The sequence below is a fragment of the Streptomyces sp. NPDC059355 genome (assembly GCF_042752335.1).
Lineage (GTDB): Bacteria > Actinomycetota > Actinomycetes > Streptomycetales > Streptomycetaceae > Streptomyces.
On record NZ_JBHYXN010000049.1, the window covers coordinates 22615 to 34416 of the forward strand.

At 71.0% G+C, this 11802-nt stretch carries 10 protein-coding genes and 4 tRNA genes; 9 read left to right on the forward strand and 5 right to left on the reverse strand.

The features are described from left to right. Window positions 1-45 precede the first annotated feature (45 nt). On the forward strand, window positions 46-252 hold the full coding sequence (gene bldC, locus ACFXGI_RS32640) for a developmental transcriptional regulator BldC (protein WP_003949541.1): 207 nt from the start codon (window positions 46-48) through the stop codon (window positions 250-252). Window positions 253-797: 545 nt separating this feature from the next. Here the strand turns inward: bldC and ACFXGI_RS32645 are convergent. After that, window positions 798-871 (reverse strand) — tRNA-Asp (locus ACFXGI_RS32645). Window positions 872-940: 69 nt separating this feature from the next. Continuing rightward, on the reverse strand, window positions 941-4888 hold the full coding sequence (gene hrpA, locus ACFXGI_RS32650; protein ID WP_384714625.1) for an ATP-dependent RNA helicase HrpA: 3948 nt from the start codon (window positions 4886-4888) through the stop codon (window positions 941-943). Window positions 4889-5006: 118 nt separating this feature from the next. Here hrpA and ACFXGI_RS32655 point away from each other — a divergent pair, with 118 nt between their 5' ends. The 3 genes from ACFXGI_RS32655 to ACFXGI_RS32665 are packed head-to-tail and all read left to right on the forward strand — an operon-like array spanning window position 5007 to window position 7112. Further along, window positions 5007-5411, forward strand: a complete 405-nt coding sequence (locus ACFXGI_RS32655; protein WP_384714628.1) for a hypothetical protein — start codon at window positions 5007-5009, stop codon at window positions 5409-5411. A gap of 55 nt (window positions 5412-5466) precedes the next feature. Then, on the forward strand, window positions 5467-6261 hold the full coding sequence (locus ACFXGI_RS32660; protein WP_384714631.1) for a DsbA family protein: 795 nt from the start codon (window positions 5467-5469) through the stop codon (window positions 6259-6261). Next, window positions 6258-7112 (forward strand): cytochrome c biogenesis CcdA family protein, encoded by an 855-nt coding sequence (locus tag ACFXGI_RS32665; protein WP_384714634.1) that lies wholly within the window; start codon window positions 6258-6260, stop codon window positions 7110-7112. Before ACFXGI_RS32660 ends, ACFXGI_RS32665 begins: the two co-directional genes overlap by 4 nt. A gap of 36 nt (window positions 7113-7148) precedes the next feature. On the opposite strand, the gene ACFXGI_RS32670 is transcribed toward ACFXGI_RS32665, so the two are convergent. The 3 genes from ACFXGI_RS32670 to ACFXGI_RS32680 form a co-directional block, all read right to left on the reverse strand. Further along, window positions 7149-7225: transfer RNA gene (locus tag ACFXGI_RS32670), tRNA-Phe, on the reverse strand. A gap of 22 nt (window positions 7226-7247) precedes the next feature. Beyond that, a tRNA-Asp gene (locus ACFXGI_RS32675) sits at window positions 7248-7321 on the reverse strand. A gap of 39 nt (window positions 7322-7360) precedes the next feature. Further along, window positions 7361-7433: transfer RNA gene (locus ACFXGI_RS32680), tRNA-Glu, on the reverse strand. Between the two features lie 125 nt (window positions 7434-7558). Here ACFXGI_RS32680 and ACFXGI_RS32685 point away from each other — a divergent pair. The 5 genes from ACFXGI_RS32685 to ACFXGI_RS32705 all read left to right on the forward strand — a co-directional run. Continuing rightward, window positions 7559-7909: a metallopeptidase family protein gene (locus tag ACFXGI_RS32685; protein ID WP_030857999.1), complete on the forward strand. Its 351-nt coding sequence runs from the start codon at window positions 7559-7561 to the stop codon at window positions 7907-7909. After that, window positions 7906-8412 carry a fluoride efflux transporter FluC gene (locus ACFXGI_RS32690; RefSeq protein ID WP_384714637.1) on the forward strand — a complete coding sequence of 169 codons (507 nt, stop codon included), beginning with the start codon at window positions 7906-7908 and terminating at the stop codon, window positions 8410-8412. The genes ACFXGI_RS32685 and ACFXGI_RS32690 overlap by 4 nt, the downstream gene beginning before the upstream one ends. After that, entirely contained in the window at window positions 8409-8783 is a 375-nt protein-coding gene (locus ACFXGI_RS32695) for a fluoride efflux transporter FluC (protein ID WP_384714639.1), read from the forward strand. Before ACFXGI_RS32690 ends, ACFXGI_RS32695 begins: the two co-directional genes overlap by 4 nt. Before the next feature lie 232 nt (window positions 8784-9015). Next, complete coding sequence (locus tag ACFXGI_RS32700; RefSeq protein ID WP_384714642.1) at window positions 9016-9525, forward strand: hypothetical protein; 510 nt, start codon at window positions 9016-9018, stop codon at window positions 9523-9525. 307 nt (window positions 9526-9832) lie between these two features. Continuing rightward, window positions 9833-11802: DEAD/DEAH box helicase (locus ACFXGI_RS32705; RefSeq protein WP_384714645.1), on the forward strand; the 1970-nt coding region annotated here is incomplete at its 3' end.

Genomic DNA, 11802 nt, shown 5'->3' on the forward strand with positions numbered 1-11802 from the left:
AGAGGAAAGAACCGAGATGGTTCGGTTCTCCCGAGGAGGCCGCTCATGACCGCTCGCACCCCTGATGCCGAGCCGCTGCTGACCCCGGCTGAGGTTGCCACGATGTTCCGCGTGGACCCGAAGACGGTCACCCGCTGGGCCAAGGCTGGCAAGCTCACGTCCATCCGCACCCTGGGTGGACACCGCCGATACCGCGAGGCCGAGGTTCGCGCTCTGCTCGCGGGAATTCCGCAGCAGCGCAGCGAGGCCTGAGGTCGCGCAAGCACCCCGCTTTACCGGGTTTGAATCGGGTCCCCCAATCCGATGAAACCCAAAGGCTTCAAACGCCTGGACCTGCCCCAACAGGTTCTTGTCGTCGGATCGCGCTGGACTCCGCCGGGTCCAGCGCGATCCTTTTTTTATGCCCGGGGAGGGGTGGAGCCGGGTCCGCGCGGGAGGCCCACAGGGTGGGTGCCATTGCACATATTAAATCGAGCACGCGTATGGGTGCGATAAATGTGCGAGTCCCAAAAACTCATGTGGTGACTCCCGTCACAGGCAGTAACTCTTGTGCAACCCGCAATGCACCCGTAAGGGGACGTGTGTCGCAGAGTGCCTCATGCGGACGGGGGATTTTTCGGCCCGGGTGTTCCTGGAGACCCCGGCGCTCCCTTCGGTCCAGGCGTTTCCGTCGGCCCGGGTGTCGGCGTCGGCCCGCGTGTCGGCGTCGGCCCGGGTGTTCGCGTCGGTCCGGGTGTTCCCGGAGGGCAAACGAAGCAGGGCCCGCATCCCTGGGGATGCGGGCCCTGCTCTTCTTGCGAACCTGACGGGACTTGAACCCGCGACCTCCACCTTGACAGGGTGGCGAGCTAACCAACTGCTCCACAGGTCCTTGATTTGCGGCCGCTCGGCGGCTGCGAATCAGACTGTACCCCAGTTCAGGGGGTGCAGTCGAACCCGATCAGCGGGCCGGTCCGGGGGCCGCCGCGTCCACCGCCTTCACGATGCGCTTGTCGGAGATCGGGTACGCCGTCCCGAGCGCGTGCGCGAAGTAGCTGACCCGGAGTTCCTCGATCATCCAGCGGATGTCGGTGACCGCGGACGGCACCGGCCGGCCCTTCGGCAACTGCTCCAGCAGCCACGCGTACTCGTCCTGCATCTCGTGCACCTTCTGCATGCGCGTGGTGTCGCGCTGGGCGCCCGTCGGCATCTGCTGGAGCCGCCGGTCCACCGCCACCAGGTAGCGCATCAGGTCCGGCAGCCGGCGCAGGCCCGTCAGGGTCACGAAGCCCGCCGGTACGAGGGCCGCCAGCTGCGTTCTGACGTCCTGCACGTTCGCCACCAGGGCCAGGCTGTTCGTGGCCTTCAGACGGCGCTCACAGGCCTGCCAGGCGGCCAGCACCTGCTGCACCTGGGCCACGGTCCGCACGGTCGTGTCCACCAGGTCGGCGCGGACGGCCTCGTAGAGGGCTCGGAAGGACGCCTCGTCCCAGGCCGGGCCGCCGTGGTCGGCGATCAGCTTGTCGGCCGCGGCGGTCGCGCAGTCGTCGAACAGCGCCTGGATGGAGCCGTGCGGATTGCGGGACAGGGCCAGCTTCTGCTGGTTGGTCAGGTGGTCCGAGGCGAACTTCGCCGGGTTCACCGGGATGTTCAGCAGGATGAGCCGCCGCGTGCCCAGCCACATCGCCTGCTGCTGCTCGGCCTCCGTGTCGAAGAGCCGTACGGAGACTGTTCCCGCTGCCGCTCCCCCGTCGTCCACCAGCGCCGGGTACGCCTTCACCGGCTGACCGGCCCGCCGGGTCTCGAAGACCTTGGTCAGCGTGCCGATCGTCCAGTCGGTCAGCCCGGTGCGCTCCAGCGACTCCCCGCCCGCGCGCTCGGCGGTGGCGGCGGCGGCCTTGGAGAGGGCCTGGCGGGCCTTCGGCTTCAGCTTCAGCCGCAGGGCCTCCAGGTCCTTGTCCTCGGCGAGGTTCTTGCGACGCTCGTCGACGATCCGGAAGGTGATCTTCAGGTGGTCCGGGATCCGGCCGAGGTCGAAGTCCTCGGCGGTGACCGGGACCCCGACCATCCGCTGGAGCTCGCGCGCCAGGGTGACCGGCAGCGGCTCCTGCAGCGGCACCGCGGAGTCCAGGAAGCGGGTCGCGAAGTTCGGCGCGGGCACGTAGTGCCGGCGGATCGGCTTCGGCAGCGAGCGGATCAGCTCGGTGACGACCTCTTCCCGCAGGCCCGGGATCTGCCAGTCGAAGCCCTCGCCGGTGACCTGGTTCAGCACCTGGAGCGGGATGTGGACGGTCACGCCGTCCGCGTCCGCGCCGGGCTCGAACTGGTAGGTCACCCGGAACTTGAGCTGCCCCTGGCGCCAGGAATCCGGGTAGTCGGCCTTGGTGACCCCGGCCGCCTTCTCGGTCAGCAGCATCTCGCGCTCGAAGTCGAGGAGTTCGGGCTCCTCGCGCTTCTTGTGCTTCCACCAGGAGTCGAAGTGCGCGCCCGAGACGACGTGGTCGGGGATCCGCTGGTCGTAGAAGTCGAAGAGGGTCTCGTCGTCGACCACGATGTCGCGCCGCCGCGCCCGGTTCTCGAGCTCCTCCACCTCGGTGAGGAGCTTGCGGTTGTCGGCGTAGAACTTGTGGTGCGTGCGCCAGTCGCCCTCGACCAGCGCGTTGCGGATGAACAGCTCGCGCGAGACCGCGGCGTCGATCCGGCCGTAATTGATCTTCCGCTGGGCGACGATCGGCACGCCGTACAGCGTGACCTTCTCGTACGCCATGACGGCCGCCTGGTCCTTCTCCCAGTGCGGCTCGCTGTACGTGCGCTTGATCAGGTGCTGGGCGAGCGGCTCGACCCACTCCGGCTCGACCTTGGCGTTGACCCGGGCCCACAGCCGCGAGGTCTCCACCAGCTCCGCCGACATCAGGAACTTCGGCTGCTTCTTGAAGAGCGCCGAGCCCGGGAAGATCGCGAACTTGGCGGACCGGGCCCCCAGGTACTCGTTCTTGTCGGTGTCCTTGAGGCCGATGTGCGAGAGCAGGCCGGCCAGCAGCGAGATGTGCACGCTCGTCTCGGGGGCGTCGGCCTCGTTGACGTGGATGCCCATGCCCTTGGCGACCGTACGCAGCTGCGAGTAGATGTCCTGCCACTCGCGGATCCGCAGGAAGTTCAGGTACTCCTGCTTGCACATCCGGCGGAACGAGGACGAGCCGCGCTCCTTCTGCTGCTCGCGGACGTAGCGCCACATGTTCAGGAACGAGAGGAAGTCGCTGGTCTCGTCCTTGAAGCGGGCGTGGTTCTGGTCGGCCTGGGTCTGCTTGTCCGAGGGCCGCTCGCGCGGGTCCTGGATGGACAGGGCCGCCGCGATGACCATGACCTCGCGGACACAGTTGTTCTTGTCCGCCTCGACGACCATGCGGGCCAGGCGGGGGTCCACGGGGAGCTGGGAGAGCTGGCGGCCCATCGGGGTGAGGCGCTTCGTGTGATCCTTCTCGGCCGGGTCCAGCGCGCCGAGTTCCTGGAGCAGCTGGACGCCGTCGCGGATGTTGCGGTGGTCCGGCGGGTCGATGAAGGGGAACTTCTCGATCTCGCCGAGGCCGGCCGCGGTCATCTGGAGGATGACGGAGGCCAGGTTGGTGCGCAGGATCTCGGCGTCCGTGAACTCGGGCCGGGAGAGGAAATCGTCCTCGGAGTAGAGCCGGATGCAGATGCCGTCGCTGGTACGGCCGCAACGGCCCTTGCGCTGGTTGGCGCTGGCCTGGGAGATCCGCTCGATGGGCAGCCGCTGGACCTTGGTGCGGTGGCTGTAGCGGGAGATCCGGGCGTTGCCCGGATCGATCACGTACTTGATGCCGGGGACGGTGAGGGAGGTCTCGGCGACGTTGGTCGCGAGAACGATCCTGCGCCCCGTGTGCTGCTGGAAGACGCGGTGCTGCTCGGCGTGGGAGAGGCGGGCGTAGAGCGGGAGCACCTCCGTGAAGCGCAGGTTCCGCTTGTTCAGCGCGTCCGCCGTGTCGCGGATCTCGCGCTCGCCGGAGAGAAAGACCAGGACGTCGCCGGGGCCTTCGGACTGGAGCTCGTCGACGGCCTCGCAGATCGCGGTGATCTGGTCGCGGTCGCTCTCCTCGCTGTCGTCCTCGAGCAGCGGGCGGTAGCGCACCTCGACGGGGTACGTACGGCCGCTGACCTCGACGATCGGGGCCTCGCCGAAGTGCCGGGAGAACCGCTCCGGGTCGATCGTCGCCGAGGTGATCACGACCTTGAGGTCGGGGCGCTTCGGCAGCAGCCGGGACAGGTAGCCCAGCAGGAAGTCGATGTTGAGGGACCGCTCGTGGGCCTCGTCGATGATGATCGTGTCGTACGCGCGCAGCTCGCGGTCCGTCTGGATCTCGGCGAGCAGGATGCCGTCGGTCATCAGCTTCACGAAGGTCGCGTCCTGGTCCACCTGATCGGTGAACCGGACCTTCCAGCCGACCGTCTGGCCGATCTCGGACCCGAGCTCCTCGGCGATCCGCTCCGCGACCGTGCGGGCGGCGATCCGGCGGGGCTGGGTGTGCCCGATCATGCCCCGGACGCCGCGCCCCAGCTCCATGCAGATCTTGGGGATCTGCGTGGTTTTGCCGGAGCCGGTCTCACCGGCGACGATCACGACCTGGTGGTCGCGTATCGCCTCGGCGATCTCGTCCTTCTTCTGGCTGACGGGCAGGTTCTCGGGATACGTGACCTCCGGCATCCGCGAGGCACGGCCGGCCAGTCGCGCGGCGGCCTTCTCGGCCTCCGCGGCGATCTCGTCGAGCACGGCCTGCTTGGCCTCGGGCTTTCGGATGCGGCGGGCGCCTTCGAGGCGGCGGCCGAGGCGGTGCGCGTCACGGAGGGAGATCTCACCGAGAAGCGTCTGCAGGGCGGCGAAGGAAGTAGACATACCTGATCGAGGATCTCACCCGCGGGCGCCGGGTGGCGAACGCATTTGTGCCCCCTCCCCGTACCATTTCGGGACGAGATCGCCTGAACCGACCCGATGACCCAGTGAGAGGCCTGCCATGTCCCGCGCCCGTGGTGTGTGGTGGCTGCTCGCTGCCGTGATCGCGGTGCTCGTGGGGTGTGCCGTGTCCGCGGCGGTGCTTCCGGTTCCGGGCTCCGTTTCTGCTCCGGTTCCGGGTGCGGTGTCCGCTTCGGCCGTCGCTCCGGCCGCCGCTCCGGCCGCCGCTCCGGTCCACGCCGTGGCCGCCGGCGACCGGGGGCCCTCGTGTGATCCCGGGACCCGGGACCACGGACAGGCCCCGGGCGTGCCGCCCCGCGGCGGAGGGGAGCACGCCCACGCCCCGGTGGGGCGGCCCGCCGTGGAACAGGCCTGGGCGGACCGGGTGGCGCCGGTGCGGGTGCTCGCACGGGGGCCGGACCAGCCGGCTCCGGGGCCCGTGGAGCTGTCCGTGATGCGGGTGTAGAGGACCGGCCCTCCCGCCGGTCCACCTTCACCACCCGCAGCTCTGGAGCACCCGTATGTCCTCTTCCCCCTCCCGTCCGCGTTCGTCTTCCTCTTCCTCTTCCACTTCCGCGCGCAAGCGGCTGCTGATCTCCGCCGGCGTCGCGGTCGCCGCCGTCACCCTCGGGATCGTGTCCTGGCAGGCCACCGCGCCCGAGGACAGGCCCGCCCGGACCTCCTCCTCGGCCGCGGCCGCGCCCAAGGGCTCCGACGTCCACGCCGAGCTGGCGAAGCTGGCCCGCCGCGAGTCCGGCGACAAGCTGGCCGCCGGCCGGGCGGACGCCCCCGTCGTGCTGATCGAGTACTCCGACTTCAAGTGCGGCTACTGCGGCAAGTTCGCCCGTGACACAGAACCCGCACTGGTGAAGAAGTACGTCGAGGACGGCACCCTGCGCATCGAGTGGCGCAACTTCCCGATCTTCGGCGCCGACTCCGAGGCCGCCGCCAAGGCCGCCTGGGCCGCGGGGCAGCAGGACCGGTTCGCGCAGTTCCACGCGGCCGCGTACGCCGACGGGGCCAAGGAGAAGGGCTTCGGCCAGGCGCGGCTGCTGGAGCTGGCCCGTGAGGCCGGGGTCCCGGACCTGGACCGCTTCCGGCAGGACATGGCCGGCGAGGCCGCCGCGGCCGCCCTGCAGAAGGACCAGGAGGAGGGCTACCGCATCGGGGTCACCTCCACCCCGTCCTTCCTGGTCAACGGCCGGCCGATCGCGGGCGCCCAGCCGCTCGACGCCTTCGCCGCGGCGATCGCCCAGGCGAAGGCCCAGGCTCGCCCCGAGGGTGCCGGGCAGGCCGACGGCCAGGCCGCCCGGTGACCGGCGTCGGCGACATCGGGTACCTGGCCGCGCTGCTGGGCGGGCTGCTCGCGCTGCTCAGCCCGTGCAGCGCCCTGCTGCTGCCCGCGTTCTTCGCGTACTCGATCGACTCCACCTCTCGGCTGCTGGCGCGCACCGGGATCTTCTACGCGGGCCTCGCGAGCACCCTCGTACCGCTGGGCGCGGCGGGCTCGTACGCCGGGCGGTTCTTCCACGGCAACCGTGACGGGCTCGTCCTGGCCGGCGGCTGGCTGATCATCGCGCTCGGGGTCGCGCAGATCCTGGGCCTCGGCTTCGCCTCGAAGCGGATCTCGGAGCTGTCGGGGCGGATCCGGCCGACCACCGTGCTGTCGGTGTACGCGCTCGGCGCCGTCTACGGACTGGCCGGGTTCTGCGCCGGCCCGATCCTCGGCAGCGTCCTGACCGTCGCGGCGGTCAGCGGCAGCCCGGTCTACGGCGGCCTGCTGCTGGCCGTGTACGCGCTGGGGATGGCCGTGCCGCTGTTCCTGCTGGCCCTGCTGTGGGAGCGGTTCGACCTGGGCCGGCGGCGCTGGCTGCGCGGGCGGGCCGTGCGGGTGGGCCGCTTCGAGCTGCACACCACCTCGCTGCTGTCGGGGCTGTTCTTCATCGCCCTCGGCGCGCTGTTCCTCGCGTACGACGGGGCGAGCGCGCTGCCGGGGCTGCTCGACGTGGACGACTCGTACGCGGTGGAGCAGCGGGTCCGGACGTTCGCGGACGCGGTTCCGGACTGGGCGCTGCTCGGGCTGGTGGCGGCGGGAGCGGCGGCGGTCGGCGTGACGCAGTGGCGCCGCGGCGAGCGCCGGGAGCGCCGGGAGAGGGAGAACGGGTAACGCAGAAGGCCCCGTCCGATGGACGGGGCCTTCTTGTGGTGGCTGGGGCCGGGGTCGAACCGGCGACCTATCGCTTTTCAGGCGATCGCTCGTACCAACTGAGCTACCCAGCCACGAGACCGTTTCCGGCCTCAGCGAACCTGACGGGACTTGAACCCGCGACCTCCACCTTGACAGGGTGGCGAGCTAACCAACTGCTCCACAGGTCCTTGCAGTGTGCGAGACCAAGTCTTGCACACGGTAATGCGTACCCCCAACGGGATTCGAACCCGTGCTACCGCCTTGAAAGGGCGGCGTCCTGGGCCACTAGACGATGAGGGCTAAAGGCCCGCCGGGCACTTATTCAGCGCGTCGGGGACGTGAGAAGCATATGGGATCCGGGGAGCTATCGCCAAAACGGTTTCCCCACATGCGGGAGGTGCCCCCGCCGGAGGGACAATGGCCCGGTGCTGGAGATGACGCGCGAGGAGTTCGAAGAGCTCGTCGCAGAGGCCCTGGACCGCATCCCGCCGGAGCTGACGCGGCTGATGGACAACGTGGCGGTGTTCGTCGAGGACGAACCGCCGGCGGACGACCCCGAGCTGCTCGGTCTCTACGAGGGGACCCCGCTGACGGACCGCGGCGAGTGGTACGCCGGGGTGCTGCCGGACCGGATCACGATCTACCGGAACCCCACGTTGCGGATGTGCGAGGACCGGGAGGGCGTGATCGCGGAGACGGAGATCACCGTGGTGCACGAGATCGCCCATCACTTCGGGATCGACGACGAGCGGCTGCACGCGCTGGGGTACGGGTGACCGGCCCGGGCGGGGACGGCGCGGCGGAGGCGATCGATCCGGACGTCGACCTCCATGTGCCCGGGCAGCGTGCCGAAAGGCAGGGTCCCGTGCTCGCCGCGATCGCGGTGGGCGGCGCGCTCGGGGCCTCGGCACGGTACGGGGCCTCGCTGCTGTGGCCGGCCGCCGGACCCGGGGCCTTCCCGTGGACGACCTTCTGGACGAACGTGATCGGCTGCGTCCTGATCGGCGTGCTGATGGTGCTGATCAGCGAGGGCGGCCGGACGCCGCCGCATCCGCTGGTCCGGCCGTTCGCCGGGGTCGGGGTGCTCGGCGGGTTCACCACGTTCTCCACGTACGCGGTGGACTTCTCGCGGCTGCTGGACGCGGGGGAGGCGGGGCGCGCGCTGGCGTACGCCGGGCTCACGGTGGTGGCGGCGCTGGGGGCGGTGTGGGCCGGGGCCGCGGCGACCCGTCTCGCGGCCGGACTTCCCGTACGGGGCGGCCCGCGGAGGCGCAAGTGAACTGGCTGCTCGTGGTGGTGGGCGCCGTCGTGGGGGCGCCGCTGCGCTATCTGACGGACCGTGCGGTGCAGGCGCGGCACGATTCGGTGTTCCCGTGGGGGACGTTCGTGGTGAACGCGGGCGCGTGCCTGGTGCTCGGGGTACTGACCGGTGCGGTGCTGGCCGGTGCGGCCTCCGAGCGGCTGAGCCTGCTGCTGGGCCCGGGGCTGTGCGGGGCACTGAGCACGTACTCGACGTTCTCGTACGAGACGCTGCGGCTGTACGAGCGCGGCTGGCGGTTCCTGGCGGCGGCGAACGTGGCGGCCTCGGTCCTGGCGGGGCTGGGTGCGGTGACGCTGGGGTCGCAGGTGGCGCGGCAGTTGTTCGCCTGAGCCCTGAGCCCTGAGCCCTGAGCCCTGCTTCCTGGGGCCTCAGTCCTGGGCCGAGGCCTGGGGCCCGAGCCGTCCGGGGGTCGTCCCCGGACGGCCGGCGGATTGCGGACCGGCGGTGTCCCCAAGGGCGTGTCCCTTACGGGGTAAAGGGAGTTGGGCACATTGACCCGCTCTCCGCGGACCCTGACCGCCCACCTCCGGCCGCCGCCGGGGGACCCCCAGGAGGTGCCCCGTGCGCCAGTTGTCCGCTTCCCTCCGGCTGGCCGCCGCCGTGCTCGCGGTCGCGGCCACGGCGGGCTGCATGAGCGTCGGCGAGGACGGCGCGAAGCCCGGGCCCTCGCCGGCGGACCGCAAGGCGGCCGCGGAGGCGGCCGGGGGCTCCGCTTCCGGCAAGGGCCCGGGGGCGCGCGGCCGCCACGGCTCGAAGCCGGGTGCGGCGGGCGAGGAGGGCAGGCCGGCCGAGGACGGCAAGGCGTCCGGCGCCACCGGGGCCTCCCCCAGCCCGGGTGCGCCCGCCGGCCGGCCCGGGGCCCCCTCGCCGTCGGCCGGCCCGGGTGGCGGGCCCGGCGGCCAGGGCGGACAGCAGCCGACCTCGGGCGGATCCGGAAGCAGTGGTTCCGGTGGGACGCACGTCACACCGCCGCCCGCCCAGTCGCCGATCCCGGAGCCGCCCGTGACTTCGCCCACTCCGCCGGCCCAGACGCCCCCGGCTCCGGACCCCTCCCCGACGCCCTCTTCGTAGCCGCGGGCTCTTCCCGGGGTCGGCGGCGGGTGGGTGTCGGGCTCCCGGATCGAGGGAATCGTCGCAGGTCAGAGCGGGTCTGGTCGAAGCGACTTGCCAGACCCGGGGGAGGGTGCGTATGGTTATAGATCGTTTGATCCCATTGCCCGGCGCCGAATCCGAAGAGCGCCGTGTGGCGCGTACTCTCCCTAGCCGTGGCTGACCGCATTGAGGCGGTCGATTTGCGATTCACGGAGTTTGGGCGCGTGCCGAGACTCCGGAAGGTTTCGCATTTCGCATGTCCATTTCCAGTTCTGACCGTGCCGTCATGCCCGAGAACGACTCGAACGAGCTCGTCGACGCCGTCGAGGCCCTTGTGGTCACCGAGGCGATCGAGGCCGCTGAGGCCGACGAAATCATCGAGGCCCTTGAGGCCGACGTGACGACCGACCAGTCCATCGACGCCGAGGCGGACGACGCCGACGCCGAGCCCACCATCACCTTCGGCGACCTCGGTCTGCCCGAGGGCGTCGTGCGCAAGCTCGCGCAGAACGGTGTCACCTCCCCCTTCCCGATCCAGGCCGCGACCATCCCGGACGCCCTGGCCGGCAAGGACATCCTCGGCCGCGGCCGCACCGGCTCCGGCAAGACCCTCTCCTTCGGTCTGCCGACCCTGGCCCGCCTGGCCGGTGGCCACACCGAGAAGAAGAAGCCCCGCGCGATCATCCTCACGCCGACGCGTGAGCTCGCGATGCAGGTCGCGGACGCCCTCCAGCCGTACGGCGACGTGCTCGGCCTCAAGATGAAGGTCGTCTGCGGCGGTACGTCGATGGGCAACCAGATCTACGCCCTCGAGCGCGGTGTCGACGTCCTCGTCGCCACCCCGGGCCGTCTGCGCGACATCATCAACCGCGGCGCCTGCTCCCTGGAGAACGTCGAGGTGGCCGTCCTCGACGAGGCCGACCAGATGGCCGACCTGGGCTTCCTGCCCGAGGTCACCGAGCTGCTCGACCAGATCCCCGGCGGCGGCCAGCGCATGCTCTTCTCCGCCACCATGGAGAACGAGATCGGCACCCTGGTCAAGCGCTACCTGTCCAACCCCGTCACGCACGAGGTCGACAGCGCGCAGGGCAACGTCACGACCATGACGCACCACGTCCTCGTCGTGAAGCCGAAGGACAAGGCGCCGGTCACGGCCGCCATCGCCGCCCGCAAGGGCCGCACCATCATCTTCGTCCGCACCCAGCTGGGCGCCGACCGCATCGCCGAGCAGCTCGTCGAGGCCGGCGTGAAGGCCGACGCGCTGCACGGCGGCATGACGCAGGGCGCCCGTACCCGCGTCCTCGCGGACTTCAAGGACGGCTACGTCAACGCGCTCGTCGCGACCGACGTCGCCGCCCGAGGCATCCACGTCGACGGCATCGACCTGGTCCTGAACGTGGACCCGGCCGGCGACCACAAGGACTACCTGCACCGCTCGGGCCGTACCGCCCGTGCCGGCAAGTCCGGTGTCGTGGTCTCCCTGGCCCTGCCGCACCAGCGCCGCCAGATCTTCCGCCTGATGGAGGACGCGGGCGTCGACGCCTCGCGCCACATCGTCCAGGGCGCCGGCGCCTTCGACCCGGAGGTCGCCGAGATCACCGGTGCGCGTTCGCTGACCGAGGTCCAGGCCGACTCCGCGAACAACGCCGCCAAGCAGGCCGAGCGTGAGGTCGCCGACCTCACCAAGCAGCTGGAGCGCCTGACGCGCCGTGCCGCCGAGCTCCGCGAGGAGGCCGACCGCCTGGTCGCCCGCTCCGCCCGTGAGCGCGGCGAGGACCCGGAGGCCGCTGTCGCCGAGGTGGCCGAGGCCGCCGAGGCCGAGGTCGCGGCTGCCGTCGCGGCCACGCCGGTCGCCGAGGAGCGCCCGTCCTTCCAGGCCCGCGACGACCGCGGCAACTTCGAGCGCCGCGACAACCGTCGTGACGACCGCGGTGGAGACCGTGGTGGCGACCGTGGCGGCTTCCGTCGTGACGACCGTCCCTCCGGTGGCTTCCGCTCCGGCGGCGACCGTCGTGACGACAACCGTGGTGGCGGCTTCCGTCGCGACGACCGTCCGTCCGGTGGCTTCAACCGTGACGACCGTGGTGGCGACCGTGGCGGCTTCCGCCGTGACGACCGTCCCTCCGGTGGCTTCCGCTCCGGCGGTGACCGTCCCTCCGGCGGCTTCCGTCGCGACGACCGTCCGTCCGGTGGCTTCAACCGTGACGACCGTGGTGGCGACCGTGGCGGCTTCCGCCGTGACGACCGTCCCTCCGG

Excerpts from the sequence above, each read along its gene's own strand:
- bldC (WP_003949541.1), top strand. The coding sequence starts at position 46 with ATGACCGCTCGCACCCCTGATGCCGAGCCGCTGCTGACCCCGGCTGAG.
- hrpA (WP_384714625.1), bottom strand. The coding sequence starts at position 4,888 with ATGTCTACTTCCTTCGCCGCCCTGCAGACGCTTCTCGGTGAGATCTCC.
- ACFXGI_RS32655 (WP_384714628.1), top strand. The coding sequence starts at position 5,007 with ATGTCCCGCGCCCGTGGTGTGTGGTGGCTGCTCGCTGCCGTGATCGCG.
- ACFXGI_RS32660 (WP_384714631.1), top strand. The coding sequence starts at position 5,467 with ATGTCCTCTTCCCCCTCCCGTCCGCGTTCGTCTTCCTCTTCCTCTTCC.